This is a genomic window from Rhodococcus sp. H-CA8f, from assembly GCF_002501585.1.
Taxonomy (GTDB): Bacteria; Actinomycetota; Actinomycetes; order Mycobacteriales; family Mycobacteriaceae; genus Rhodococcus_F; species Rhodococcus_F erythropolis.
In genome coordinates, this window is the sequence record NZ_CP023720.1 from 1,769,468 (window position 1) to 1,796,277 (window position 26,810).

25 protein-coding genes are annotated in these 26,810 nt (G+C 63.1%); 16 read left to right on the plus strand and 9 right to left on the minus strand.

What is annotated here, in order from left to right; all coding sequences use genetic code 11:
* Positions 1–58: 58 nt before the first annotated feature.
* Positions 59–697: a TetR/AcrR family transcriptional regulator gene (locus tag CPI83_RS08540; RefSeq protein ID WP_092763152.1), complete on the minus strand. Its 639-nt coding sequence runs from the start codon at positions 695–697 to the stop codon at positions 59–61.
* 84 nt (positions 698–781) lie between these two features.
* Here CPI83_RS08540 and CPI83_RS08545 point away from each other — a divergent pair, with 84 nt between their 5' ends.
* The 7 genes from CPI83_RS08545 to CPI83_RS08575 all read left to right on the plus strand — a co-directional run bounded on the left by CPI83_RS08545 (position 782) and on the right by CPI83_RS08575 (position 8,765).
* Positions 782–2,164, plus strand: a complete 1,383-nt coding sequence (locus CPI83_RS08545; RefSeq protein WP_060939780.1) for an MFS transporter — start codon at positions 782–784, stop codon at positions 2,162–2,164.
* Between the two features lie 55 nt (positions 2,165–2,219).
* Positions 2,220–3,209, plus strand: a complete 990-nt coding sequence (locus tag CPI83_RS08550) for an ABC transporter substrate-binding protein (RefSeq protein ID WP_097387084.1) — start codon at positions 2,220–2,222, stop codon at positions 3,207–3,209.
* Positions 3,206–5,071 (plus strand): ABC transporter ATP-binding protein, encoded by a 1,866-nt coding sequence (locus tag CPI83_RS08555; protein ID WP_232816886.1) that lies wholly within the window; start codon positions 3,206–3,208, stop codon positions 5,069–5,071. Before CPI83_RS08550 ends, CPI83_RS08555 begins: the two co-directional genes overlap by 4 nt.
* A complete protein-coding gene (locus CPI83_RS08560; RefSeq protein WP_069146389.1) occupies positions 5,068–6,804 on the plus strand; it encodes an ABC transporter ATP-binding protein in 1,737 nt (578 codons plus the stop codon). Before CPI83_RS08555 ends, CPI83_RS08560 begins: the two co-directional genes overlap by 4 nt.
* 21 nt (positions 6,805–6,825) lie before the next feature.
* Positions 6,826–7,467, plus strand: a complete 642-nt coding sequence (locus CPI83_RS08565) for a TetR/AcrR family transcriptional regulator (protein WP_069146388.1) — start codon at positions 6,826–6,828, stop codon at positions 7,465–7,467.
* A 97-nt stretch (positions 7,468–7,564) separates the two neighbouring features.
* Positions 7,565–8,065, plus strand: coding sequence for a nuclear transport factor 2 family protein (locus tag CPI83_RS08570; protein WP_020970307.1), 501 nt, complete (start codon positions 7,565–7,567; stop codon positions 8,063–8,065).
* A 25-nt stretch (positions 8,066–8,090) separates the two neighbouring features.
* Complete coding sequence (locus CPI83_RS08575; RefSeq protein ID WP_046378961.1) at positions 8,091–8,765, plus strand: pyridoxal 5'-phosphate synthase; 675 nt, start codon at positions 8,091–8,093, stop codon at positions 8,763–8,765.
* A 15-nt stretch (positions 8,766–8,780) separates the two neighbouring features.
* Here CPI83_RS08575 and CPI83_RS31400 read toward each other — a convergent pair whose 3' ends face one another.
* Positions 8,781–9,089: a hypothetical protein gene (locus tag CPI83_RS31400; RefSeq protein WP_283301934.1), complete on the minus strand. Its 309-nt coding sequence runs from the start codon at positions 9,087–9,089 to the stop codon at positions 8,781–8,783.
* A 55-nt stretch (positions 9,090–9,144) separates the two neighbouring features.
* Between CPI83_RS31400 and CPI83_RS31405 the strand changes: the two genes are divergently transcribed.
* Positions 9,145–9,336 (plus strand): hypothetical protein, encoded by a 192-nt coding sequence (locus CPI83_RS31405; RefSeq protein ID WP_306294056.1) that lies wholly within the window; start codon positions 9,145–9,147, stop codon positions 9,334–9,336.
* Between the two features lie 92 nt (positions 9,337–9,428).
* Here CPI83_RS31405 and pnuC read toward each other — a convergent pair whose 3' ends face one another.
* Positions 9,429–10,079, minus strand: a complete 651-nt coding sequence (gene pnuC / locus CPI83_RS08585; protein WP_019744670.1) for a nicotinamide riboside transporter PnuC — start codon at positions 10,077–10,079, stop codon at positions 9,429–9,431.
* Positions 10,079–11,797 carry a peptide chain release factor 3 gene (locus tag CPI83_RS08590; RefSeq protein WP_007728924.1) on the minus strand — a complete coding sequence of 573 codons (1,719 nt, stop codon included), beginning with the start codon at positions 11,795–11,797 and terminating at the stop codon, positions 10,079–10,081. The genes pnuC and CPI83_RS08590 overlap by 1 nt, the downstream gene beginning before the upstream one ends.
* A gap of 239 nt (positions 11,798–12,036) precedes the next feature.
* On the opposite strand from CPI83_RS08590, the gene CPI83_RS08595 reads away from it, so the two are divergent.
* Entirely contained in the window at positions 12,037–13,671 is a 1,635-nt protein-coding gene (locus tag CPI83_RS08595) for a fatty acyl-AMP ligase (RefSeq protein ID WP_097387086.1), read from the plus strand.
* Between the two features lie 3 nt (positions 13,672–13,674).
* Here CPI83_RS08595 and pth read toward each other — a convergent pair whose 3' ends face one another.
* Together pth and CPI83_RS08605 are read right to left on the minus strand one after the other, a co-directional pair.
* Complete coding sequence (pth, locus tag CPI83_RS08600) at positions 13,675–14,247, minus strand: aminoacyl-tRNA hydrolase (RefSeq protein ID WP_003946229.1); 573 nt, start codon at positions 14,245–14,247, stop codon at positions 13,675–13,677.
* A gap of 106 nt (positions 14,248–14,353) precedes the next feature.
* Positions 14,354–14,962 (minus strand): 50S ribosomal protein L25/general stress protein Ctc, encoded by a 609-nt coding sequence (locus tag CPI83_RS08605; RefSeq protein WP_020908579.1) that lies wholly within the window; start codon positions 14,960–14,962, stop codon positions 14,354–14,356.
* A gap of 290 nt (positions 14,963–15,252) precedes the next feature.
* Here CPI83_RS08605 and CPI83_RS08610 point away from each other — a divergent pair, with 290 nt between their 5' ends.
* Complete coding sequence (locus tag CPI83_RS08610) at positions 15,253–16,458, plus strand: GAF domain-containing protein (protein WP_232816887.1); 1,206 nt, start codon at positions 15,253–15,255, stop codon at positions 16,456–16,458.
* On the opposite strand, the gene CPI83_RS08615 is transcribed toward CPI83_RS08610, so the two are convergent.
* Positions 16,455–17,915, minus strand: a complete 1,461-nt coding sequence (locus CPI83_RS08615) for an FAD-dependent oxidoreductase (RefSeq protein WP_097387087.1) — start codon at positions 17,913–17,915, stop codon at positions 16,455–16,457. The two genes, CPI83_RS08610 and CPI83_RS08615, sit on opposite strands and share 4 nt — an antisense overlap.
* A gap of 82 nt (positions 17,916–17,997) precedes the next feature.
* The gene (locus CPI83_RS08620) at positions 17,998–19,179 is read right to left on the minus strand and encodes an aminotransferase class V-fold PLP-dependent enzyme (RefSeq protein WP_047888913.1); all 1,182 of its coding nucleotides are present in this window, start codon (positions 19,177–19,179) and stop codon (positions 17,998–18,000) included.
* Positions 19,180–19,193: 14 nt separating this feature from the next.
* Here CPI83_RS08620 and CPI83_RS08625 point away from each other — a divergent pair, with 14 nt between their 5' ends.
* The 5 genes from CPI83_RS08625 to egtD all read left to right on the plus strand — a co-directional run bounded on the left by CPI83_RS08625 (position 19,194) and on the right by egtD (position 24,790).
* Positions 19,194–20,468: an APC family permease gene (locus CPI83_RS08625; protein ID WP_046378959.1), complete on the plus strand. Its 1,275-nt coding sequence runs from the start codon at positions 19,194–19,196 to the stop codon at positions 20,466–20,468.
* 78 nt (positions 20,469–20,546) lie between these two features.
* Complete coding sequence (egtA, locus tag CPI83_RS08630) at positions 20,547–21,770, plus strand: ergothioneine biosynthesis glutamate--cysteine ligase EgtA (protein ID WP_097387088.1); 1,224 nt, start codon at positions 20,547–20,549, stop codon at positions 21,768–21,770.
* Positions 21,767–23,074: an ergothioneine biosynthesis protein EgtB gene (gene egtB / locus CPI83_RS08635; RefSeq protein WP_097387089.1), complete on the plus strand. Its 1,308-nt coding sequence runs from the start codon at positions 21,767–21,769 to the stop codon at positions 23,072–23,074. Before egtA ends, egtB begins: the two co-directional genes overlap by 4 nt.
* Position 23,075: 1 nt before the next feature.
* Positions 23,076–23,822, plus strand: coding sequence for an ergothioneine biosynthesis protein EgtC (egtC, locus tag CPI83_RS08640; protein WP_020908572.1), 747 nt, complete (start codon positions 23,076–23,078; stop codon positions 23,820–23,822).
* Entirely contained in the window at positions 23,819–24,790 is a 972-nt protein-coding gene (gene egtD / locus CPI83_RS08645; RefSeq protein ID WP_097387090.1) for an L-histidine N(alpha)-methyltransferase, read from the plus strand. Before egtC ends, egtD begins: the two co-directional genes overlap by 4 nt.
* Before the next feature lie 12 nt (positions 24,791–24,802).
* Here egtD and CPI83_RS08650 read toward each other — a convergent pair whose 3' ends face one another.
* Positions 24,803–25,147, minus strand: a complete 345-nt coding sequence (locus tag CPI83_RS08650; protein ID WP_046379990.1) for a hypothetical protein — start codon at positions 25,145–25,147, stop codon at positions 24,803–24,805.
* 96 nt (positions 25,148–25,243) lie between these two features.
* On the opposite strand from CPI83_RS08650, the gene CPI83_RS08655 reads away from it, so the two are divergent.
* Positions 25,244–26,785: an HNH endonuclease signature motif containing protein gene (locus tag CPI83_RS08655; RefSeq protein WP_198586340.1), complete on the plus strand. Its 1,542-nt coding sequence runs from the start codon at positions 25,244–25,246 to the stop codon at positions 26,783–26,785.
* Positions 26,786–26,810 lie beyond the last annotated feature (25 nt).

Consider the following 26,810-nt stretch of genomic DNA (forward strand, 5'->3'; position numbering starts at 1 on the left):
ACATGGCGAACTAAGCTAGGTAAGCCTAACCTGATGTTCCGTTCGGGTGTTCTCCGGGTCAGGTGCCCTGCCACATCTGAAGCCATTCGCTCCAGGATGGGGGAGTGATCGACGGTTGAGGTGTTCCGCCACGAAGTCCGTCGAGCATGAAATCGAGATAACGCGTGTGTATTTCGGTGGCTCGATCGCCATCGATCGGCAGAGTCGGCCGCAGATGCACTGTCATGAGCATGACGTCTGCAGCAGTGAAGCCGGGCGGGACTTCGTGAGCGTCGATGCAGACGTCGACCATGGATTGCAGTGCGGCCTCCAATTCTTCGGCGGCACGAGTGACTTCGGCGTGTTCAGGCAACCTGCCGCCGAGGACCGGAATGAGCGGTCCCACCGATTCGGTGAGATATCGCGAGAAGAACGTCTTCAATACGGCTTCATCGGTTTTCGCGGTGCTCACGCACTCTCGGGCAAGGGTGGCGAGGTGATCGATCGCCCAGACGCGCAGGGATTGCGCCAGTTCCTCCTTGCCTCGGTATCGGCGATAGATGCTGCCGACGCCCACTCCGGCCCGTGCGGCAATCGCCGATACCGGTGCATTCCAACCCTGTTCGGCAAAAATCTCGCGCGCCGCTCGCAGCACGGTGACGTCGTTGTCTGCGGCTTCTCGGGCGCGTCCGGGGAGGCTCGCATTCTCTTTCGCCATTCCCACAGGCTAGCAATGCATGGTTTACTCAATCGGAACGGAGTGTTCCGTTCCGATTCGATTCATGATTGGAGGAAGGTGTCGATGACGACCTTGGCAGAGGCGCCCACGCGATCCGGGAGCCGGGTGATCGCAGCCCTGGCTGGAGCGGTACTCGTCTACTCGCTCATGCAGACGATGCTGGTACCGGCGTTGCCGGTGTTGGGTGAGCATTTCGACACGTCCGTGGCGGTGACCGGGTGGATTCTTACGTCCTATCTGTTGGCGGCCGCGGTGATGGCTCCGATCGTCGGGGCAATGGGTGACCGGTTCGGCGACAAGCGAGTTCTGGTGATCGTTCTGATCATCTTTGCCCTCGCCACATTCGCCGCCGCGGCAGCGCCGAACATCGGGGTGCTGCTCGTCGTTCGGGCCGTCCAGGGAGTGAGTATGGCGAGCTTCCCGCTCGCGATGGCAGTGCTGCGGAGAACGGTAGTGGGCCCCGAGTTGTCTTCGGGGATAGGTTGGCTCGCTGGGACTTTGGGAATCGGTGCCGGAAGTGCACTGGTGATCGGCGGTGTCATTCTCGAGTATCTCAGTTGGCAGTGGTTGTTCGTGATCACCGGGATCTTGATCGTGCTCGCATTGGTCGCGGTGGTGGCCGTGGTTCCGGGTTCGCATCGCCGGCCGGGTATGCCGACGGACTGGGCCGGTGCCGGAGCACTGGCGTTCGGGTTGGTGAGCCTGCTCCTGGCGATCACCAAAGCCTCCGACTGGGGAGTTCTGTCGCTCGGATTCTGGGGTCTGGTTGTGATCGCGTTCGTTTCGTTCGCGACACTGATTGCCGTCGATTCCCGCCACGACGCGCCGATTGTCGACATGCGAGTCTTTCGGGACAAGCCGATGATGATCACCAGCGCACTCACTCTGGTGTTCGGATTCGTGCCGTACATCTTCTACCTCTGCCTGCCGCGGATCCTCCAGGCGCCGGACACGTCCACGTACGGAAGCGGATTCACTGTCGTGCAGACCGGGTTGGCGCTCTTGCCTGCCGCTGTACTCGTCTTTCTCGGCGGGCGTTTGACGCCGGCTCTCGCGCGGCGATACGGGCCGCGAGTACCGGCGGTGACAGCGCTGGCACTCATGGCGACGGGCGCGATCGGACTTGCAATCTGGCCGAGTTCGGTGGTTGCGATCGTGCTGTTCTTCTCCCTCGTCGGGTTGGGGAACGGCGTGGGGTTCGCGGTCTGTGCTCTGTTGGTTGCTTCGATCGTGCCGCCATCGGAGATGGCAGCGGCCAGTGGTGTCAACAGCGTGATCAGGACCGTGGGATCGGCGGTGGGTGCGCCGGTGACCACAGCAGTCCTGGCGATCGGTATTTCCGGTGATTCGTTCGGGGCGGCGTTCGTGATGGGCGCAGTCATCAGTGTTGTCGCGTGTCTGCCGGCGTTTGCACTTCCGGTGACGAGGGCTGCACAAACGGCCTGAGTTATTGTAGGCTCCCCTAATCGAGACAGTGTGTAACTAAAGCAGGGAGAGAAGGATGCGGCAGCAGTGGGGCCTGCGAGCAACGGCACTCGCAGCGACAGCAACGGCCCTTGTCGGTTGCTCCTCGGGCGTCGATGACGCCGACGCAGCGGCACACGAGTCCTCTGCCGCGCCTGCGCCACAGAAGTTGCTCGCACTGGACGAGTTCGCAGCACTCAACGCGCTCACACTTGGGGTCAAGCCCGATACGGTCTTTGCCACCCTGCAATCACAGGCGGCGAAGGAGATCTTGCAGAGCGAGGGCATAGAGGTCATCGACAAACCGACGTTCTTCGAGTCACCCGACGTCGAACAGATCGCAGCAGTCGATCCTGACAGAATCCTGCTCAGTGACGTCGGGTCGTTGACGTCGATCACGGCTCAGGCCAACGAGATTGCCCCGACGACGGTGCTCGCCTATGCGGCGCCGTGGCGCGAAGTTCTGAATACCGCGGCGACTGCTCTGGGTCGAGAGTCCGAAGCTCGCGAAATCGTGTCGAGGCTCGAGACCAAATTTGCCGAAGTATCCGGAACGGTCGAGGCGCAACCGCAGACGTTGTCCGTGCTGGTGGGATTCTCCGGCGGCATCTACACCGTCATCCCACAGTCGCCGATGTCCTCGATCATCGAGGAAGCCGGTTTCAGGCGTCCACAAGCCGAACTCGACGCGAAGATCGGACCGAACACAGGTGTTGCCACGTCTTCGGTGTCGGGCGAGGAGGTCGGGCAGCACGCGGCGGACGCGATGGTCGTGACCTCGGGAAACATCTACGACGGCGCACTGGTACACGCAAATCCGTTGTTCAACGAGATCCCTGCGGTGCAGGCCGGGCGCACGGCAGACGTCAGCGGCGAACTCTGGTTCGGCAGTTATCCCTTCGCGGTCTACTGGATCCTCGAAGACCTCGAGGCACTTGCCGATCGCACACTCACCGGCGCGGAACTCCAAGGACGCATCGCATCCGACGCCGACGCAGTTACCCGATGGAAGGCGTTCTCGAAATGACGACGACACAGGCCACGAAAACAGACATTTCATCTGAAGAGGCCGACGTATCACAAGGAGCGGCGGCCGAAGCCTCGCAAGCCAAAGCTGAAGCGGCGGAGCACAAGAGCGCGCTTCGCGAACTCCTTGCTCCAGTGCGCACGCGGACCACCATCGCGATGGTGATGCAGGTGATCGCCGCGGTCGCAGCCATCGTGCCGTACGTGGCCATCGCCGAACTGGGTAAGACGCTGATCGTGGGCGGTGACGTCGACTCGTCCCGTGTCTGGACGATCGTGTGGGTGGTCGTCTTCGGTCTGGGTATGCGTGCGTTCTTCGGAGGCGGTGCGTTGATCGTGACGCACTTCGCCGATGTGAATCTGCAGGCGGTGCTGCGGCGTCGAATCGCAGCGACTCTCGGTCGACTTCCCCTGGGCTGGTTCACCTCCCACTCGTCCGGAACCGTGCGCAAAGCCGCGCAGAACGACATCTCCGATCTCCATTACCTGGTTGCGCACAGTGCCGTCGAGACCACCGGAGCCATCGCAGTGCCGCTCGTCGGACTCGGCTACGTGATCTCGATCGACTGGCGTCTGGGATTGGTTGCGATTGCCACGCTCCCGATCTACATGATCGCCTACGCGATGATGACCAAGGACATGGCCGTCAAGATGAGCCGGATGAATGAGGGCATCGCGGCCATCAGCAACACCATCGTCGAGTTCGTCACCGGTATCGCAGTGGTCAAGACCTTCGGTCAGGACAAGCAGTCACACTCCCGGTACCGCGACGCCGCCAAGGCATTTGCACTCTCGTACGAGGGCTGGGTTCGCCCGATGCTCCGGACCGAGGCGCTGGCCTCGATTGCATTGAGCGCACCGGTAGTGCTGGTGGTCAACCTTGGCCTCGGCTCGTGGTTCGTCCACTCCGGATGGGTGTCACCCATCGATGTGCTGACCAGTTCTCTTGTCGCGATGGTGATTCCGGTGTCGGTGACGACCATCGGTTTCGGTATGCAGGCTCGCCGAGAGGCAGCCGCCGCTGCGGCGCGACTGATTGCGCTGTTCTCGACCGAGGCGCTGCCGGAAACCGATCATCCGAAAAGTCCCGCGGGGAATGAAGTTCGATTCTCCGGAGTTTCTTTCGCCTACGACGACGGCGCCGACGTTCTGACCGACATCGATCTGACGCTGCCGGAGGGCACGGTGACGGCGTTGGTCGGACCTTCGGGTTCGGGTAAGTCGACGCTGGCAACGCTGGTTCCGAGGTTCCACGACGTGCGTGCCGGATCCGTGGCCATCGGTGGTGCCGACGTCAGGGACGTGGCGACCGACGAGCTGTACCGCCACGTCGGATTCGTTCTGCAGGACGTGCAGCTGGTCGAAGCGACCGTGCTCGACAACATTCGGCTTGCCCGACCGCAGGCGACTGCGGCCGAGGTGAAGGCCGCTGCCGCAGCCGCGCAGATCGACACCCGAATCGAAGCGCTCCCGAGAGGCTACGACTCCGTAGTCGGGGTCGACGCCAGATTCTCGGGTGGTGAAGCCCAAAGGGTCTCCATAGCGCGTGCGATTCTCGCGGACACTCCTGTTCTCGTGCTCGACGAAGCAACCGCTTTCGCCGATCCGGAGTCCGAAGCCGATATCCAGGAGGCGTTGTCGCGCTTGACGGTCGGCCGCACCGTGCTGGTGATCGCGCACCGGTTGGCTTCGATCGTGAGCGCCGATCAGATCGTGGTCCTCGACGCCGGACGGATCGTGGAGAAGGGCACGCACGATCAGCTTGTGGCGAGTGGTTCAACCTATGCCCGGATGTGGGCGAGTCACAGTCGGGCCGACAGCATCGCTGGTATGTCTGACGCAGCAGGAAAGGCCAACTCATGATTCGCGACCTCTTCCGGATACTCGGCCCGCAGAATCAGGGCCGCTATCGCGAGTTCTTGGTGTGGGCAGTGTTGTACGGCGTGATGCAAGGTTTGGCAGTGGCGCTACTGGTCCCGGCGGTGCAGGCACTGTTCGATCAGGACTGGGGCAGTTTCCTTCGGTGGCTCGCCGCTATGGCCGTGTGCGCCGTGATCAGTTCGATTGCGCATTACCTGCAGGCGATGAAGGGATTCGAGTCGGCCCTCACGCTGCTGAGGACTATGCATCTGCGCCTGGGAGATCATCTCGTCACTCTGCCGCTCGGCTGGTTCGGCGCCGGCCGACTCGGCCAGGTATCGCAGGTTGCCAGCAAGGGCACCATCTCGGTGATGGGGGCGGCTGCGCACCTGATGACACCGATCATCTCCGGAATTGCCAGCCCGGCAACCATTGTCGTGTGCATGCTGTTCTTCGACTGGCGGCTCGGGTTGGCACTGATGGTCAGCGTTCCGATTCTGTTCGCGGCAGCAAGATTTGCCTCGACGATGACTGCCAAGGCCGACGATCGGGCACATGCCGCAGCCGTCGAATCGAACAATCGAGTGCTCGAATACGCTCGTTGCCAACCGGTCCTGCGTGCTTTCGGACGCACACACGGGGTGTACGAACCGCTCGACGACGCGATCGAAGCGCAACACACTGCGGGTCGTTCACAACTGTGGTTCGTGGTGATCGGGTCCGTGGTCAACGGGATCGCCCTGCAATTCGTCTTCTCTGCAGTGATCATCCTGGGTGCATTCCTCGCGCTCGGCGGCGACATCGACCCTGTCACGTTGATCGCGCTACTCGGCCTGACCGCACGGTTCATCCAACCGCTGGGTGAGATCGGCGAGTTCGGCGGTGCAATCAGAATGGCACGCAACGAAATCCGTCGGATGTCCGAGATCCTCGAAGTGGAACCATTGGTAGAACCCGATACCAGCGGGCAGCCGACGGGGGAGACGGCCGTGCAGTTCGACGCCGTCGACTTCGGCTACGCGGACGGTGGGCAGGTGCTGCGGGACATCTCCTTCGAGGTGCCGCGGAAGTCGCTGACGGCGTTGGTCGGTCCGTCAGGGTCTGGCAAAACCACCGTCACTCGGCTGATCTCGCGCTTCTACGACGTCGACTCGGGGGTGGTACGTGTCGGCGGCGTCGATGTGCGGGACCTCACGAGTGCCGATCTGATGTCGCAGTTGTCCTTGGTTTTCCAGGACGTGTACCTCTTCGACGACACGTTGATCGCGAACATCCGCCTCGGTCGCCCCGAAGCCACGGACGATGAGGTCTTCGACGTGGCTCGGATCGCGGGCGTCGCGGAAATCGTCGAGCGACTTCCGCGGGGTTGGGACACCCGCGTCGGTGAGGGCGGGACGGCACTGTCCGGTGGAGAGCGGCAGCGGGTCTCCATCGCGCGCGCACTCCTCAAACGCGCGCCTATCGTTCTGCTCGACGAGGCGACGGCCGCGCTCGATCCCGAGAACGAGGCCCATGTACAGCGTGCGATGCAGGAACTCGCCAGTGAAAGCACACTGCTCGTGATCGCTCACAAACTGTCTACCGTCGTGGCCGCAGACCAGATCATCGTGCTCGGTGACGACGGATCGATCGTCGAAGTGGGAACCCACGAAGTTCTGCTCGCAGCCGGTGGGAACTACGCCGCGTTCTGGAACCAGCGCCACCGTGCGTCGGGATGGCGGTTGGTAGCGGGCTGAGCAGGTGGCAGGCTGAGCAGAATGCAAACCGGAAAGAAGACGGGGCGGCCGCCGACGTTGTCGACAGTGGACATCGTCGAGGCCGCCCTGGCTGGTGATCTGAGTGAATTGACCATGCCGAGTGTGGCAAAACGTCTGGGCGTCAGCCATTCTGCACTTTATCGCTACTTCGCGGACCGTGAAGCGCTGCTGCGGGCTTGTGCGGATCACGTTGTGCGTCAGACTGTATGGCCGGACACGGATCGTCCGTGGCGTGGGTTTCTGACGGATTTGTGCGACGTTCTGTGGTCCTCGTTCGAGCGCTATCCAGGTCTAGCCCAGGTCGGTCTCGCAGTTCCGGGCACGCCACCGGCGATAATCGAGATCGTGGAGAAACTGGTCGGTTCGTTGACTGCCCAGGGTTTCACACCACACGACGCGGTCCTGGCGGTGGACTTCATCTCCGAGGTGACCATGACGCAGTTCGCAATGATGGCGGCAATGGACAAGACCGTGAGCTCCGCGGATTCGCGTTCTGCGCGCCAGGCGTATCAGGAGAGTTGGAATGCGTCGGAGTCGTTGGTCGAGGGGATCGGCGACGAATCGACGTGGCACGGGCGAGGTTGGTTGGACGAGAAGATCACGATCATGCTCGACGGCCTGGAAAAGCGTGTTATCGGCTGACATTTCTACTAGCTTTGAGAGTAATGCCCGTTTCGGCGTGATACAGGCTAATGTGCACACATAGGACGGGTGGTTGCTGCACCGGGAGGCGGGGATCATGGATCTCGAAGCGATTGTTCTCATCCAAAGACTCAAGTACCGATACGCACGCGCCTTGGACACCAAATCGTGGGTCGAATTTGCCGACACTCTGACCGTCGACGCCACCGCGATCTACGGAGAACAACTCAGTTTCGATTCCCGAGATTCGTTCGTCTCCTTCCTCGAGAACACCCTCGGATCACACGTCATCACCGAACATCAGTGCGGGCAACCCGAGATCGACGTCGATGGAGACACCGCAACCGGGATCTGGTGCCTCGCGGACACTGTGGTGATCCCCGAAGACGGCATGCTTCTTCGCGGATCGGCCTTCTATCACGACAGATACACCCGCTGCAGCGACGGTGAATGGCGAATCTCCCACACGAGCTACGAGCGGACCTGGGAATCGGTGGTGGCGCTCGCCGACATGCCGAGTTTCCGATTGACGTCCAACAAGTGGGCGCTGCTGCAGCAACCGTCGTTCGGCGACTCGGTAGTTCGCAACGTCTCCTGAGGCCGCCCGCGATTAGAGTCGGCTCATGGTTGATGCAGATTTTTCGCTGCCTGACGTACGGACGTGGATTCGCGGTATCCCCGCACTGACCGGAACTCCGCCGCCCGCGCCTGAACATTTTCCGGAAAAGCCGGGAGAGCTGTTCCTCGACTGGCTCCGTGCGGCCGTGGCCTTCGGTGTCGTCGAGCCACACGTGTGTGCGCTCGCGACCGTCGACAGTGACGGTATGCCCGATTCCCGCTTCCTCATCCTCAAGGACGTGACCGAGGGTGGGTTCTGGTTTTCGGGTTCAGCTGCTTCGCCGAAAGGCATTGAGCTGAAAGAAAATCCGCGAGCATCGCTCGCCTTCTACTGGCGTGAGACGGGCCAGCAGGTCCGGATTCGCGGGTTGGTTCGCGAGGGCGACGACGCACTTCGAAGCCGAGACTTCGTCGAACGCTCCGTCACTGCGAGGGCGGTGGCGACGGCAAGTAAGCAGAGCGAGGTGCTCGAAGACTTAGGGGCGTACGACGCCTCAGTGGCCGCTGCGGAAGCAAGAATCAGTGACGACCCGGGGTTCGTGTCGAAGGACTGGCGTGCGTGGTGCCTCGAGCCGGAGTCTGTCGAGTTCTGGCAGGCAGACTCCGGGCGTCGGCATCAGCGATGGTTGTACCGGCGCGGCTCGGACCGAGCATGGACACGAGCAGTGCTGTGGCCCTGAACAGCTGGGTCGAGCTCAGCTGGCGCTGATCTCCGGCGACACGAGGTTGACGACGATCGACTGTCCACCGAGCTTGGCGTGGATTTCGGGATGTTCGAACCCCGAGGACAACAGGTAGCTGCCGAGCATCGTGAGCAACTCGTCCAGATCCATCGTGGGATCGGAGGAATGCGTGCTCGAGGGTGAGGCCTGATTCGCGATGAGTTCGGTGTGGGTGAGTCGACCGGCCACTCGAACGGCGGCTACGCCCATCGCGTCGCGCCGTACGACGGTGCGACTCCGAGTCTCGAGTGTCCTCGATGATTCGCGTGTTGAAGCTGGCACTGAAAGGTCCTCTCCGCTGCTGTGTGCGGCCGTGGTTCGGGTAGGAAGCGGAAACGTGAATGCATCCGATTGCTTGGGTGCGGTCGACAGAAAATCCGCTGTGGCGGTGGCACTGCTGGAACCGTTGCTCGTGGAAAGGTTGCTCGCAGAACCGTTACCCGTGGGAAGGTTGCTCGCAGAACCATTACTCGCGGAACTACTGGCTCTCGATCCGTTGCCGGAACCGTTGGGGCCCGTTATTCCGTGAGAATTCTTGTCTTCCATTGTTCGCTCCTGATGCCCGTAAACAGACCGCTGGTTTGCTTAATCGACGCAAACATACCAGGAGTCTGTTTACTGTTACACCCCTTGTGGAGTTCGGCGTTGAATGCGCAGCCACATCGCGAAGCCCCACAGAACGAAGAATGCATAGACCAGATAGAGGATCGCCGACGGGTAGTACCCGGCCCGGAATAGAAGGGGAACGCCGACAGCGTCGACGCCGATCCAGATGAGCCAGAACTCGGTCCAGCCGCGTGCCATCCCGTACGTCGCGAGGATCGAGCCGGTGAAGATCCAGGCCTCCGCCCACGCTCCGTACGAGCCGAGAAGGTCGAAGATCCAGGCGAAAGCGATTGTGCCGCTTGCCATGACGGCGATCATGGCGACGCGCTCGCGAGTTGTCGCCCAGTGGGGCAGGACTGCGCGACCGGAGTCACGTGCCCCACGTCGCCACTGGGTCCACCCGTAGACGCTGACGGTGATGAACAACAACTGACGGCCGGCCTGGCCGTAGAGATTGAGCTCTTGCGGCGTGTGGAAAAGTGCGCCCATGAAGACCGTGAACAACAAGGCATTTCCGGCTATACCGACAGGCCACGCCCATACCGAGCGTCGCGCGCCCGCGATCGCGGAGCCTATTCCGAACGCGTTTCCGATGATCTCTCGCCAGAGAATCGTGGCGCTGCCGATGTGCAGTTCAGCGTCGAACAGCGCCTCGATCAGGCTCATCAGTCCGCAGCAGCGACGAGGGGTTCGAGCGTCAGATCCGGGAGTTCCTTCTGGATGTACTGCAGGCGCCACTTGTCACTGACAAGGGCGAGCAGGACACCGTCGGATCGGGTGAAGACCTCCACACCGCGCTGACGGTTCAGTTCGACCTCGGACGCGGCGTCGGTACGGCGGGCCAATGCGTAGCCGAGCGGTTCCATCTTGGCCTCGACGTTGAACTCGGCCTTCATGCGCGCTGCGACGACCTCGAACTGCATCGGGCCGACAGCAGCCATGACGGGGGAGGCGTCGCCGCGGATGTCGTTGCGGAGAATCTGGACGACGCCCTCGGAATCGAGTTGATCGACTGCACGGCGGAACTGCTTGTACTTGCCGGCGCTTTCGGCGCGCAGGATCGAGAAGTGTTCCGGCGCGAACGACGGGATCGGCGGGAACTCCACCTTCTTCTCGGTGTACAGCGTGTGGCCGGGTGCGAGTGCGGTGGCGTTGACGAGGCCGACGACGTCGCCGGGGAACGCGGATTCGACGGTGGAACGTTCACGGCCGAATACCGTCTGCGCGTACTTGGTCGTGAAGGGCTTGCCGGTTTGAGCATGTGTGACAACCATGCCGCGCTCGAACACGCCGGAGACGATGCGCATGAACGCCAGACGGTCACGGTGCGCGGTGTCCATACCGGCCTGCACCTTGAAGACGACCGCACTGAACGGATCGGTGACCTCGCGCGGCTTGCCGCTGAGGTCTTCGCGGCCCCGCGGCGGCGGCGCCAATTCGACGAGAGTGTCGAGGATCTGGCGGACACCGAAGTTGAGCATCGCGGACGCGAAGATCACCGGGGACGTCTGACCGGCGAGGAACATCTCCTGATCGTGGTCCTGGCCGGTAGCGGAGAGCAGTTCACTCTCCTCGGCCGCGGTCTCCCACTCGGAGCCTTCCTTGGCGAGCGCCGCGTCGGCGTCCATGACCTCTTCGGGGGCGATCTTCGCGCCGCCTGCGGTACGGGTGAAGCGGACGTACTCGCGAGCCTCACCGTCTTCGCCGCGCCGCAACAGTCCTCGGAAGTCGCCGGCGATGCCGACGGGCCAGTACAGGGGAGTGGGCGTGAGGCCGATGCGTTCGCTGATCTCGTCGAGCAGTTCGAGAGGAGTCTGGCCGGGACGGTCCCACTTGTTGATGACCGTGATGACCGGAATGCCGCGGTGACGGCACACCTGGAACAACTTGAGCGTCTGCGGTTCGAGGCCCTTGGCAGCGTCGATGAGCATGACGGCTGCGTCGACGGCGGTCAGGACGCGGTACGTGTCCTCGGAGAAGTCGGAGTGACCGGGGGTGTCGACGAGGTTGATGACGTTGATCTGCTCGTCCGGGGTCTCGGACGAGTGGTAGTTGAACTGCAGTGCGGTGGAACTGACGGAAATGCCGCGGGCCTTCTCCATCTCCATCCAGTCCGAGACCGTCGACTTGCGGCCGGCCTTGCCGTGGACGGCACCAGCCTCGGAGATCTTCTTCGCGTGCAGTGCCAGCGCTTCGGTGAGTGTCGACTTACCGGCGTCAGGATGCGAGATGACGGCGAAGGTGCGGCGACGCTCCGCCTCGGCGGACAAGCCCTTGGTCGTCGTCGTGACCGCGACCGACCCGCTCTCGGTTGAATCGGGGCCTTCGGTGTCGGACTGGACAGTCGAGTCGGAAGGGACGGTCGAGTCGGACGGGGTAGTCAACGAAGAACCTCTCGAAGTGGGCGTCGGTGCCGGCGACGTGCCGGTGCGCGGACAGGTGGAGAGTGCGGCAGCACAACAGAGAAAGGATACTCGCAGACCACGAGGCAGTAGCCACTGCGGCGTAACACTCGGCGAACGATCGCTGATTATCAATGTATGTGTGTGTTCGAACACACAGCCATTTGTGTCCTGCGAAGAGTTGCACTGAATCGAAGAGTGACACTGACCGAGGAGTTGCGTTGAGCAAGTTCACCGAAGAGATGTACGCGACCGCCGCAGTCACCGACCGCGGCCTGGTGACGGGAGAGCCCGACAACGCTTTCCGTCAGACCTGGGGCGACATCCACCAGGAAGCTCGGCGCATGGCCGGTGGCCTGGCCGAGGTCGGCATCGATCGCGGCGTCGCGATCGGCATTCTCGCCGGACAGCCCGTCGACATCGCGCCTGCCTGCCAGGCGACGTGGATGCGCGGTGCGTCGGTGACGATGCTGCATCAGCCGACCCCCCGAACGGATCTGGGCGTCTGGGCTCAGGACACCGAGACGGTGATCGACATGATCTCCGCAAAAGCCGTCATCCTGGGTGCGCCCTTCGACGCGGCCAAGCCACTCCTCGAAGAGCGTGGCATCACCGTCGTGACGGTGGACGAGCTTCGTGGCGGAACGTCGATCGATCCCGTGGAGACGGCCGAATCGGATATCGCACTCCAACAGTTGACGTCAGGTTCCACCGGTTCGCCCAAGGCCGTGCAGATCACGCACGAGAACTTCTACACAAATGCGTACGCGATGATCAACCGCATCAAGTTCTCCATCGAGGACGACGTGATGGTGAGCTGGCTTCCGCTCTTCCACGACATGGGCATGGTCGGCTTCCTGACGGTTCCGATGCAGGTGGGCGCCGAGGTCATCAGCATCACGCCGATGGATTTCCTGCGCACCCCGGTGCTGTGGGCGGAACTCATGGGCAAGTACGGCGGAACTGTCACCGCCGCACCGAACTTCGCGTACTCGCTCTTGGCTCGTCGACTCGCACAGGCAGAAGACGGGGCAGTCGACCTGTCCAGCGTCCGATACATGTGGAACGGCGCCGAACCGGTGGATCCCGACACGATGGATGCCCTCGCCGAGGCCGGTGCGCGTTTCGGTTTGAACCCGACCGCGCTCGCTCCCGTGTACGGAATGGCGGAAACCACGCTCGCCGTGTCGATTCCGGATCCCGATCAAGGTCAGGTCCTCGACTACGTCGATCCCGACTTCCTCGAGTCGATGTCTCGGGCGGTGCCGTCCAATCGCCCCAACGCTCGTGCCCTCGCCACACTCGGAAAGATGGTGCCTGACCTCGAGGGACGCATCGTCGACCGCGACGGCCAGGTGCTTCCGGCCCGCGGCGTCGGAATCATCGAGGTTCGCGGCAAGGCAGTGACCCCTGGTTACGTCACGGTGGAAGGTCACAAGCCGGCGCAGGACTCCGACGGTTGGCTCGATACCGGTGACGTCGGGTACTTCACCGAAGAAGGACTGGTCGTGGTGTGCGGGCGAGTCAAAGACGTCATCATCATGGGCGGCCGGAACGTGTACCCCACAGACATCGAACGGGCGGCAGGAAGCGTTGCCGGTGTGCGCCCGGGAAATGCCGTCGCAATCCGTCTCGATGCCGGCCAGAAGCGTGAGAGCTTTGCGGTCGCCGTCGAGACCAACGCTTTCGAAGATCCGGAAGAGGTCAAGCGCATCGAGCGCGAAGTGGTCCACGCCGTGGTTGCCGACGTCGGTGTCCGACCTCGCGCCGTTGCGGTTCTGGGCCCCGGCAGTATTCCGAAGACGTCGTCGGGAAAGCTCCGCCGCGCCAATTCGGCTGCCCTGCTGGGTAACTGACTGTCAGTGCAAGCGGTTCTGTGCGGCTTCGAGCCCGAGTTCGAGCAGTAGCTCGACTGCATCCGCAGCTTCTTCGCACACGAGATCGAGTTCTTTTCGCTCCGTGGACGAGAACGGCTTGAGAACGTAGTCCGCCGGGTCCATGCGGCCCGGCGGGCGACCGATCCCGACGCGCGTGCGCAGGTAGTCCTTGGTGGTCAACGAACTCGAAATGGACCGCAGACCGTTGTGTCCGCCTTCGCCGCCGCCGAGTTTGAGTCTGATGGTCCCGAAATCGAGATCCAGTTCGTCGTGGACGACGATGATGTTCGCGGCATCGACCGAGAAGAATCGCGCGAGACCGGCGACCGCGCCACCCGAGAGATTCATGTACGAGCGTGGTTTTCCGAGAATCACGCGTCGTCCGGCGAGGCGACCTTCGACGATTTCGGCGCCACTCTTCTTGTGTACGTTGAACTTTCCGCCCATGCGCCCGGCAAGGGTGCCGGCGACCATGAAGCCGACGTTGTGCCGGGTCTTCTCGTACTGCGGGCCGGGATTACCCAGGCCGATGACGAGGGCGGTATCTGTGCTCAACGGACGCTACTTTCTGGCTTGTTTTTTCCTGCTACGCACGAACGGCGCGTCACTCCGAATCGGAATGACGCGCCGCGCGCAGTGAGTTCTGTTGGAACCGAGAGGATCAGGCCTCTTCTGCAGCCTCGTCGGCGGCGGGAGCTTCTGCGCCCTCTTCGAGGTCAGCCTCGGTCGGTGCAGCAACGACGTTGACGATCAGGGTGTCGGCGTCAGCCTGCAGGACGGAGCCGGCGGGCAGTTCGAGCTGGCTTGCCAGGATCTGGGTGCCGATTTCGAGGCCCTCGACCGAGACCTCGATCTGCTCGGGGATGTGGAGGGCGTCTGCCTCGATGGAGATGGTCGATGCATCCTGCGCGACCATGGTGCCTGCAGCAGCGTCACCGACGACTACGACGTGAACGTCGATGGTGACCTTCTCGCCCTTCTTGATGACGAGGAGGTCAGCGTGCTCGATGTAGCTGCGGATGGGGTGCACGACGACCGACTTGGTCAGTGCAACCTGCTCCGTGCCCTCGATGTCGAGGGTGAGGATGGCGTTGGTGCCCTGTGCGCGGAGGATGCGAGCGAAGTCGCGAGCCGGCACGTTGAGGTGGCGGGGATCTTCGCCGTGGCCGTACAGAACCGTGGGGACCTGGCCGTCGCGACGTGCGCGGCGAGCTGCGCCCTTGCCGAATTCGGTGCGGACGACGGCGACGAGGTTGTTTTCTTCAGACATGATGAAACGGCTCCTACAACTCACGGGGTTCGTGCTCGGTTTACTGACGTGTGGTTTTGCCTGCGGCAAGGCGGACAGGCGCGCACACGGCCAGGAGCGAAACGCTCGAGCTGAGCCGTAGCCGCGTCGATCACGGTAAACCTGCAACGTGTGGAACTGCTGCGATTCACCCTCGCCGAGACAACTTTGGATACGTTACCGGAGTTTGCTCCCCGCCGCTAATCGCAGGTGGTGGGGACCTGGCCGTGTGGACGTGGTTCGCGTCACATCGAAAGCGGTAGCCTGACGGAGTGACCACCGTGGGGAGCGCTCCCGAAGGCAGTCGGCTCGGTGCCGTCGTGCCGGGTACCGACCTGTCGCAGCATGCGCGCCTACTGAGCCGGGTGCACTACGCAGTTCTCTCGGGGCAGGAACCACCGGCGCAGCCGCGGACCGTCGTGGCGCGGTCGTGGTCGCGGGTGGCCGCGGGTGGGCTCGCGCCCGATCATTGCGGCGCGTCCGCTGTCGCCGATTTCTCCGAGCTGGAGTCGAGGCGTTCGCGTACCGCGCTGCGCAGCGTTCTGCCCGAACTGAGAACTACGCTCACCGAGGTCGCCGAGGACGCGGGCTTCATCGTGGTCGTTGCCGACGCCGACGGTGTCCTGCTCTGGCGCGAAGGGGCGAAGACCGTCAAACGAGCGGCGGACGCACTCGGGTTCGCCGAAGGCGCGCGCTGGTCGGAGCAGTCGGTGGGTACCAACGCGATCGGTACCGCGCTGATCGAAGATTCTGCGGTGCAACTCTTCTCGGCCGAGCACTATGCGCCGACGCATCACAATTGGTCATGTACCGGCTCGCCTGTGCACGACCCCCGGACAGGCGAGATCCTGGGTGTGGTGGACATCAGCGGGTCCGCAGCCTCGGTGCATCCCACCACTGTCGCGCTGGTTCGCACCGCGGTTCGCCTCGCGGAGGCGACGCTGTGGCGCGAGCATGCAGCTCAGCTCGATCGCCTGCGCTCGCGGGCGGCGCCATTGTTCGCGGCGGGCACGGGTCCGGCATTGGTGGTCGACGAGTTCGGCTGGGTGGCCGGCGCCAGCGGGATTGCCGCACCTGACCGCGTGGCGGCACCCAGTGCGGGAAAGCCCGTCATCGTGCCAGGTCTTGGGATGTGTCTGCCTGAGCCGCTCGGTGACGGCTGGCTGTTGCGCACCGGCGTCGGCGGGCCGGTGATCGAGCTCGAGCTGTCCCTCGGTGCATCGCCGCAGGTGACGGTGCGTGGTGATGCAAACTGGACGCGCGCGCTTTCGCCGCGTCACGCTCAGATCTTGCGTGCGCTGGCAGCTGTGGGATCGGCTGGCGTGGATGCCGCAGGCCTGAGCGAAGTGCTCTTCGGTGATCGCGAGCATGTGGTGGCAGTGCGCGCCGAGGTGTCCAGATTGAGGAAACACCTCGGCGCGGTTCTGCAGACTCAGCCGTACCGCTTTGCCGACGGCGTGCGGGTTGTGGTGACCTAGCGCGCTGCGCTGATTCCGGCACGACGTCCGAAGAAGCTGCCGTCGCCGAGACTGGTTCCGCTGGCGTAACCACCTGCGCAAACACCGGACGTGCAACGGCCTGCCGCGAACAGTCCGGGGATCGGCGCACCCGAGACGTGCAGAACCTCGGAATCGACGGTTGTCTTCAATCCTCCCAGCGTGAATCCGCCTGTGCGGCCACGTAGATCGATTGCCGCGAACGGGCCGACGATCGGCTTGACCCACTCGGACTTCTTGCCGAGCACCGGGTCGGACCCTTCAGCCGCGTGACGGTTGTAGAGGTCGACAGTCGATTGCAGCGATCCGGCGGGAAGCCCCATCTCGGCTTCGAGTTCCTCGACGGTTTCCGCCACCCAGGTCGGCTGCGCCCGCAACTGCGCACTGGACGATTCGGCATTCATGCCTTCGTCATACGCAGCTTCGTCGATCACGAGGAATGCCTGGTTGTCCTGCTGGAACAGTGTTGCCTGTCCGATGCGGCCCGGGTAGGTGTCTTCGGGGATGTATCGCTGACCACGGCCGTTGACAAGAATGCCGCGCACCATCAACTGTGGGTCGCAGAAGAACGCGACCTCGGTGGCGTCCATGTGTGCGGTGTCGGCGCCCAGGGCCTGACCGATCTGGATTGCGCGGCCGTCGTGCGCCTCGATGGAGGCCGCCGGGTGGCCGAAGATACGCGGTGCGTTCGAGCGCACCATCTCGTTGTTGTACGCGAAACTGCCCATCGCAAGCACGACGCCTTTGCGGGCACGAATCGCGACGTCCTTGCCGTAGCGCTTCGCGACAACTCCCACGACCCGATCGCCGTCGACCACCAAAGTCTGGACACGCAGATCGTATTCTGCACGGACACCGAGCTGTTCGGCCGTCTCGACGAGTGGCTTCATCAGCATGTAGCCGCCGCCCTGCTCGCCGGTCTTCTTCTCGCTCATCTGCGGGACGTGTCCGCGAGGCGCGGGATCGACGAGCGCGTTGAACGGTGCGGCGTTTTCGCCGCCCGAGTACATGAGGCCGTCGTCGTACGGCGGTTCCCAGCCGGGCTGACCCCAGAACGATTCCTTGAACGGGACCCCGGCGTCGACGAGCCAGTTGTAGTGATCGACGCTGCCCTCGCAGTACGCGTCGATCTTCGTGTCGTCGGTTCCGGGGCCGAGCGCTGCCTTCATGAACGTCTTCATGTTCTCGACCGAGTCCTCGAACCCGCACGCCTTCTGCAACGGCGTTCCACCGCCCAGGTAGATGAATCCACCAGCCAGTGACGCGGCTCCGCCCCAACCGCCCGTCCGCTCCAGGACGAGCACCTCGGCGCCCGCACGCGCTGCTTCGATCGCAGCGGTGACGCCGGCGATGCCGTATCCCGCGACGACGACGTCGGCCTCGTAGTCCCAGGTGGTGATGTCTGCAGCGGAGATCGGTCTGACGGTCGGGTCGGCCATGCGAAGCGTCCTTTCGGAAGACGAAACTACTGATCGCCACACAGTTGCAGTTTCGACTTCCGCGGATCAGGTGTGGTCCCGGTCAACGGGAGGTTTGTAATCTCCTGACCGCGCTAAGGAATGCGTCCAGGTCCGCTTCGTCGACGAAGTAGTGCGGCGATGCGCGAACCACGGCGTCGAGCCCGCGTGCATCCATGTCGAGGAGCGTGGACCCGCGACCGCTGACGGTGACGGTGATGTTCTGTGCTGCAAGCTGATCCCGCACGAGGTGCTCGGAAATACCTTCGACGGTGAAGGAAACGATGCCGCTCAGCTGGGTCCCTCGATCGTGGACGTCGACTCCGGGAATCGATGCCAGCCCTTGCCGCAGCGCGACTGCTCTGGATTCGATCTGTGCCCACACCGTGTCGGTGCCGATCGAGAGCAGATAATCGGCGGCGACGCCAAGACCCAGGCGCGCAGCGACACTCGTCTCCCAGAGTTCGAATCGTGTTGCGTCCGGTGCAGGGACGAAGCTGTTCTCGCTCGTCCATTCCGCTCCGTGCAGATCCATCGCAGCAGGTTCGAGCGCGTCGACGAGTCCGGGGCGGACGTACAGAAATCCGGTTCCGCGTGGCCCGCGGAGCCACTTGCGGCCGGTGGCGCTGAGGGCGTCGATGCCGAGTTCGGTGACGTCGATGGGCAACTGGCCGAAGGACTGGCACGCGTCGAGCAGAACGAGAGAGCCATGGGCTCTGGCCAATTCGACGACCTCGCAAACGGGGTTGATCAGGCCGCCGTTGGTGGGGACGTGGACGACGGAGACGAGGCGAACCCGATCGTCGAGCATGTTCTCGAGTGCGTCGAGGTCGATGCGTCCGTACTGATCGCTCGGGATGATCTCGACGTGGGCGCCGGTCGAACGCGCCCGCCCCAGGGCGGCGATGGCGTTGCTCGCGTATTCGACTCCGCTGATGAGGATTCGATCACCAGGTCCGAGCGAAACCGAGGCGAAGAAGTCGTTCCACGCGCGGGTCGCGCTGTCCGTCAACGCGATATCGGTTGCCTGAGCGCCGATGACCCGGGCCAGCGAATGCGGAACAGCAGCCAGGGCGCCGCTCTGACGAGCAGCTGCGACGTATCCGCCGACGTCGGCTTCACGTCGCAGGTGCTCGATCATCGTGGTCAGCACCGGCTCGGGCGGGAGCGAGGATCCCGCGCTGTCGAGGAACACCTTGTCGAGGCATCCGGGAGTGTCGCGGCGGATCGTGTCGAGATCGAACATGGCACCTTCCGTTCATGTCGGTGTGGTTCAAACTACCTGTGAACGAAGCTGTCCCGATGGAGCGAAGGCTGGGCACGGTCGATGCCGTGGTGATCGGCCTCGGCGCGATGATCGGCGCCGGAGTCTTCGTGGTGTTCGCGCCCGCTGCCGCAGTAGCCGGTACCGGGTTGCTTGTGGGCCTGGCGATTGCAGCGTTCATCGCATTCTGCAACGCGACGTCGTCGGCGCAGCTTGCGGCCAGATACCCCACGTCAGGTGGGACCTACGTCTACGGACGTGAGCAGCTCGGACCCTGGTGGGGGTTTGCCGCAGGCTGGTCGTTCGTGATCGGGAAGACCGCGAGTTGCGCGGCAATGGCCCTGACTTTCGCGACGTATGTTGCGCCTACCGCCTGGCGTGTTCCCGTCGCGGTATTGGTGGTGGCGGCGCTGGTTGCAGTCAACTACCGCGGAGTGACGCGGACGGCGCACATGGCCAGGGTGATCGTCGCTGTGTCGGCGACAGCACTGTGCGTAGCGCTGCTGGTTGCCGTCGTCGGTCCTGGTGCAGTGCGCGAGCTCCCGGATCTCGCGTTCGGGTCGTGGTACGGAGTCCTGCAATCGGCGGGGCTGCTGTTCTTCGCCTTCGCCGGCTACGCCAGGATCGCGACGCTGGGGGAGGAAGTGCGCGATCCGCGCCGCACGATTCCGCGGGCGATCCTGATTGCTCTCACCGTCGCCGTCATCCTCTATGCACTGGTAGCAGTGGTGCTGTTGGTGACGTTGGGACCTGATCGGCTGGCGAACTCGGCACGGCCCTTGGCCGATGCAGTGGGCGCGACCGGGTGGAACTGGGCAGTTCCCGTAGTGGTGATCGGTGCCGCTGCGGCGTCGGCGGGGGCGCTGCTGGCTCTGATCGCGGGGGTGAGCCGTACGGCGATGGCGATGGCACGCGAGCGTGATCTGCCGGTTGCCCTGTCAGCCGTCCACCCACGGTTCGAGGTACCTCACCATGCGGAACTTGTGGTCGGTGCTGTCGTGATCGTTTTGGTGTCGACAACCGATCTTCGTGGGGTGATCGGCTTTTCGTCGTTCGGAGTGCTGCTCTACTACCTTGTCGCGAACGTGAGTGCGTACAGCCAGCGCGGGGTGGACCGGATGTATCCGAAGTGGCTGCAAGCGGTCGGCGCGGCTGGTTGTGTCGTTCTGGTGGTCACACTTCCGTGGATTGCGGTTGTTTTCGGGGTAGGTGTTGTTCTGGCCGGTTGTGGGTACCGGTGGATACGACTGAAGAAATTCAACGACACGTAACACCACAAAGGGTGCATCTCGGACGTTGGCGTTCTATCGTCGGTAGCGACCGCGAAGACCGCCCGAAGGGGAAGTCGAATGGTGACAACAGCGTTGACAGCAGCACAGACCACGCAGGTGGATTCGCGTCCTGCGGCCGAGGCCTACGTCGGTGGTGTGTGCTTCAAACAGGGGCCACCCCGCTTGGTAGGAGCTGAGCTCGAGTGGCTGACCTGCCACGTTCCCGGTGGAGAGAGGCCGTCAGCCGCGACTCTGGCAAGGGCACTCGGGCGACATGCACCCACCAGTATCGACCCGGATTCACCGGCGGCACCGCTTCCGCGTGGCAGCCTCGTCACCGTAGAACCTGGCGGACAAATAGAACTCTCCTCAGCGCCGCGCACGTCCGCTCGCGAACTGTGTGACTGCCTCGACGACGACCGTCGTACTCTCGAAACACTCCTCGCGCCGTACTCCATCGAAATCAGTTCGGCGGCGGCCGACGTCGCCCGCCCACCTTCCCGGATTCTCCGGCTGCCGCGTTATTGCGCAATGGAATCCCGCTTCGCCGGGATAGGACCGTACGGCACCTTGATGATGTGCAATACCGCGGCAGTACAGATCAGTGTCGATGCCGGCGGCAGCCCGGAGTCCATCGCCCAGCGTTGGCGGCTCCTCGGGGACATGGGCCCGGCTCTCATCGCAGCGTTTGCGTGTTCTCCACGCTTGCAAGGGGTTCCGAAGGGAGATTGGGCGTCCCAACGCATGCGGACGTGGCTCGAACTCGATTCATGGCGAACTGTCGCAGTCCCGGAAGTGCAGGACTATGCCGGCTGGGCGCTCGATGTTCCGCTGATGTGTGTGCGAAACGAGGGTGACGATTGGACGGCTCCGCGGGGTGCCACTTTCGGAGACTGGATAGACGGCGCTGTGGATGCCGAGATCGGACGCCGACCCGTCTGGGCAGACTTGGACTATCACCTGTCCACGCTGTTCCCGCCGGTTCGCGCCGTCGGCCATCTGGAGGTTCGCTACATCGATGCGCAGCCGGGAGATCTGTGGCGAGTACCGGTAGCAGCGATCGATGCGTTGCTGTCCGGGCCTGCCGTGATGCGGGAGGCCAGTGATGCTGCAGCATCGACGGCCGGGCGGTGGCGGGACGCGGCGGAGTACGGATTGGACGATGTCGAACTGCGTTCGGCTGCAACCTCTCTGATGTCGCTTGCCGCGTCGTACGCGCCGGAGCCGCAGTTCGTTCGTCTTCTCGATGCCGCAGCCGAACGGTGTTGTCGCGCAATAGTGCCCGGTGAGAGCGACACATGACGGGGGAGATCACCAAGGAAGCGGTCGAGGCCGTACTTCTGCGAGCGCGTGAGCGGTCGACGCTACTCACCGACTGCGTCGACGATACCGAATTGATCGCTCAGCATTCCCCGTTGATGAGTCCACTCGTGTGGGACCTGGCGCACATCGGTAATCAGGAGGAACTCTGGTTGGTTCGCGATGTCGGTGGCCGCGATCCGGTGCGTAGCGACATAGACGAGCTGTACGACGCTTTCAAGCATTCGAGATCGTCGAGACCCACACTTCCCCTGCTCAACCCGGCCGAGGCGCGCGAATACGTACGTACGGTCCGTGGGAAGGTCTGGGATGTGCTCGAAGCCAGCACGTTCGGTCGTACAGAACTCGACGTGGACGGTTTTGCCTTCGGGATGATCGCGCAGCACGAGCAGCAACACGCCGAAACCATGCTCGCGACACACCAATTGCGTTCGGGACCCACGGCACTCGTTGCGACACCCGCTCCGCAAGCGGCCCGCATGCCGGAACTCGACGAGGTCACGATTCCCGCCGGCCCCTTCGTCATGGGGACCGACGACGAACCGTGGGCACTCGACAACGAGCGCACTGCGCATCAGGTCTATGTCACCGACTTCGCGATCGACAGATTCCCGGTCACCAACGGGCAGTTCGTCGAATTCATCGAGGACGGCGGGTATTCCCGACCGGAACTGTGGTCTCGCGACGGTTGGCGGCATCGCGTCGACGCGAAACTTCGTGCACCCCTGTTCTGGGAACACGACAATTCGGGTTGGTGGCACGAGACTTTCGGTGTCGAGGCTCCGGTTCCGCCGGACAAGCCGGTAGTGCATGTGAGCTACTACGAGGCTGAGGCCTACGCCAACTGGGCAGGCAAACGGCTTCCCACCGAGGCCGAATGGGAAAAGGCCGCGCGCTGGGATCCGGAATCCGGAAGATCACGACGGTTCCCGTGGGGGGACGTCTCCGCAGACGAGAATCTCGCCAATCTCGGTCAACGCCATCTCGGTCCCGCCGGCGTCGGCTCGTACCCAGCAGGGGCGTCAGCAGCGGGTGTCGAGCAGTTGATCGGCGACGTATGGGAGTGGACGTCTTCGGGTTTCCATCCGTATCCGGGTTTCCGGGCTTTCCCGTATCGGGAGTACTCGGAGGTATTCTTCGGCGGCGACTACAAGGTGTTGCGAGGGGGATCGTTCGGGACCGACAGTGTTGCCTGTCGTGGGACGTTCCGTAACTGGGACCATCCGATCAGGCGCCAGATCTTCTCGGGTTTTCGTTGCGCCAGAACGATTTCGGGTAGACCCTGACATGTGTCGGCACCTCGGGTATCTCGGGCCGCCACGTTCGGTTCGTGAACTCATCCACGACGGCGAGAACTCACTGATGCGACAGTCGTGGGCACCTCGCGAGATGCGTGGCGGCGGGACCATCAATGCCGACGGATTCGGTGCGGTGTGGTGGAACGGTGGAAGGCAGGGACGGTACCGCAGTATCTCGCCGATCTGGTCGGACCCGACAGTCGACGAGACGTTGTCCCACATAGGTTCCGGAGCCGTCCTCGCTGCCGTGCGTTCCGCGACGGAGGGGATGGCCGTCGAGATCGGTGCCTGCGCACCGTTCGTCGACGGAACCTACGCCTTCAGTCACAACGGAGCGGTATCCGGTTGGCCTGGATCACTTGCCGACTTGGCGGCAGAAGTTCCGGCCGTCGAACTGCTGAAGATGCCCGCCCCGACGGATGCTGCCTTGTTGTGGACAGTGCTTCGGCATCGGTTGAAGTCGAAGCCCGCGGAGGTCGCCGTGACGAGCCTCGTCCACGATGTGGCTGCGGCGGCGCCGGATTCACGATTGAACCTCCTGTTCGGCGACGGGCAGGAACTGTGGGCCACGGCTTGGGGCCACACGTTGTACACGCGGGTCGACGAGTCGCGGGCCCTGATCGTTTCCGAACCGTTCGATCGATCCCCGGACTGGGAGCAGGTGCCGGACCGGCACATCGTCTGCGCGCGTCCCGGCCATGTGATCATCACCCCGATCCCGATGGGAGAAAAATGAAAACCCCTACGCTCGAGGTTTATCTGACACCGGCCGAATCGGTCGACGCACTGCGAGCCGAGGCCAGGGAGGGTCTGACTGCTACGCCGAAGTGGCTCTCGCCCAAATGGTTCTACGACGCGCGTGGAAGTGAACTGTTCGAGGAGATCACGGGCTTACCCGAGTATTACCCCACCCGTACCGAACGCGGCCTGCTCACGCAGTACGCCGACGAGATCGCGGCGTTGACCGAACCCGAGATCCTGATCGAACTGGGTTCAGGTTCCTCGGAGAAGACGCGGTTACTCCTCGACGCGATGACGGCTCGCGGAACTCTGCGAACGTATGTACCGCAGGATGTTTCGGTGACGGCCCTCGAAGGCGCGGCGCAGCAAGTCGGTGCCGAGTTTCCCGGAATCGACGTGCTCGGAGTGGTCAGCGACTTCACCGGTTCGCTGCATCATCTGCCCGGTGGTGGACGGCGCGCGGTCGCTTTTCTCGGCGGAACTCTCGGTAATCTCGCTCCCGCAGAACGAGCCGAGTTCCTCTCGGGGATCGCAGCGGTGCTCGCTCCGGGGGAGAACCTGATCCTGGGGGTGGGATTGGTGATCGATCCGGCGGTTCTCGTGCCCGCCTACGACGACGCTGCCGGCGTGACTGCCCAGTTCAACCTCAACGTTCTCGCGGTCCTGAACAAGCAACTGGGAGCGAACTTTCCCTTGGAAGACTTCCGTCACGTCGCGCTCTGGGATGCCGAGAACCAGTGGATCGAAATGCGGTTGGAAGCACTTCGTGAACTCTCGGTGCATATCGACGACCTGGATCTGGAGATCACCTTCGCAGCGGGCGAGCAGCTGCGCACCGAGATCTCGGCGAAGTTCACCGAGGACGGGATTGCCGCGGAGCTCGCGTCCGCGGGCTTCGGGGTACGGAAGGTGTGGACAGATCAGGATCAGCGCTTCGCGTTGTTGTGCGCGCAGCGGGCGTGAAGTGGGCGCTTGTCAGAGGATGCTGTCTCCTCCTAGAAGTGTCTCAAAAGTTCTGTAGGCGGCAATATTTGAGAAGTGTCGAGAGTAGAGATCGGCGGTGCCAGTATGGACAGCGTCGGACACCGGCGCAAGATCCACGAGATGCGCGAGTTTTACATAGGACTGGTCATCGCTCGCGCCGAGCGGATACTCCTGCTCGCCGGCCTTGCGCTCGAATTTTGACTGCGCCTCAGCGGGGTCGCCAGCCCAGATGAGATAACAGTCCTCTCGGTAGAAGCACCCGACCCCGTCATTCTTCCCCAACTCGAATATCGCTATGCCGAAGTACGGTTGATCTCGTGTCGGATGCTGAGTCATGCGATTGAACGTAGTGACATCGGAGCGCAAAAGGTATCGGTGAATACCCCGGGATTCCGCAAAAACTTGTCGGTGGGCGCCCGTAGAATCGCTCATATGTTCGAATCGAAGACTTCCGCGGGCGCGCTGTTTCGGCAGCATGCGGAAATCGCGCGCGCCCACTTCCTCGAGATCGACGCGGTCACTGCGCTGTACTTGGACCGTTGTGAGGAGGACGCCGCGGTTGGAGTCAATGAGGCTTTTCGGGGTCAATTCGCGCACGTGGAGATCGCGTCGATACTGAGCATTACGGAGTACGCCGCGCAGAAAATGATTGCACTGGGATGTGACCTGCGCTGGCGACTTCCGCGGGTGGCGGCCGCTTTTGCTTGCGGTGACATCGATCTGGCCAAAGCGACGGCACTGTCCGAAGCTCTCGCCAATGTTTCCGAGCACGCGCTCGACGAGATCGAGCGACTCCTCGTGGACGGTGCCTGCCGTGCAACCGGTAACAAGTTGAAGGCGCGCGCACGAGGTCTCATTGCTCGGTACGACCCTGATGGGGTGCGTGCCAGGCGAGTTCGTGCGGAGGCCGATCGGGACGTTCGAACGTGCGCGTCGCACGACGGTATGTCGACTCTGGACGGAATGCTTCCAGCGGTCGGCGCTCAGACTTTGGCCACCAGACTCCGTGCGATGTCGATGCAGGTGTGTGGTTCCGATCCGAGAACTTTCGGGCAACGTCGTGCCGATGCACTGATCGCATTGGCGGAAGGAAAGACGTCGTTGGATTGTCAGTGCGACGGCGATTGCACCCGTAGGGATGATACGAAGACCTCCGCGCTCCCGATTGCGACAATTCTTGTGGGTGTCAACGCTTCCACCCTGCTCGGATTCGACGACCTGCCAGGCTATTTGCAGGGGTACGGCCACATCGATGCCGACCTTGCGCGCGCAATCGCTGCGGACGCCACGTGGCAGAGAGTCCTCACCCTTGCACCGTCCGAGGTGCAACATTGTTCGACTGCGGGGGCAGTCGGACCGGTGCAGGGCGTGGGTCGGTCGATGCGCTCACCGGAGATATTGCCCGCTGCGGCAAGGGATAATCGCTCGAGAAGGAACAGTGGTTCGCGGCGCGGTGAATCCACGTACCAGCCGTCCGCGGCGTTGGCGACGATTGTAAGGACGCGAGACGGTACGTGCCGCTTTCCGAATTGTGTTGTGCGTTCTGATAGTTGCGATATCGACCACACGGTGCCGTTCGATCACGGCAACCCCGCTCAGGGAGGGCCTACTGCAGAACGGAACTTGGCCTGTCTGTGTCGAAAACATCACCGACTGAAGACGTTTGGCAGGTGGACAGTGAAGCAAATCGGAGGTGGTCTTCTGGAGTGGAAAGATCCGTCAGGACGACGAACGGTTACCGCGCCCGTAGGCCCATTCTGTGACCCCGAACTGAGAGTGCCCGACGCGGCGAGACTGCATTTGACGGACGACGATGCGCTGGAACGACGTTTCGGACTTCGGGACAGGGGAGTGGAAGCGGATCTTGAATACCTCCTGGACTGGAGTGTGCCCGGTTGGCGGAAGGCACGATCTGCATCAAGACGCAACGCGTCCCCACTGGCGAACGCCTTGCCGGAGTTTGCCGACTTCTGAAGGGGTTTCGTTTCTCCTGTGGCCT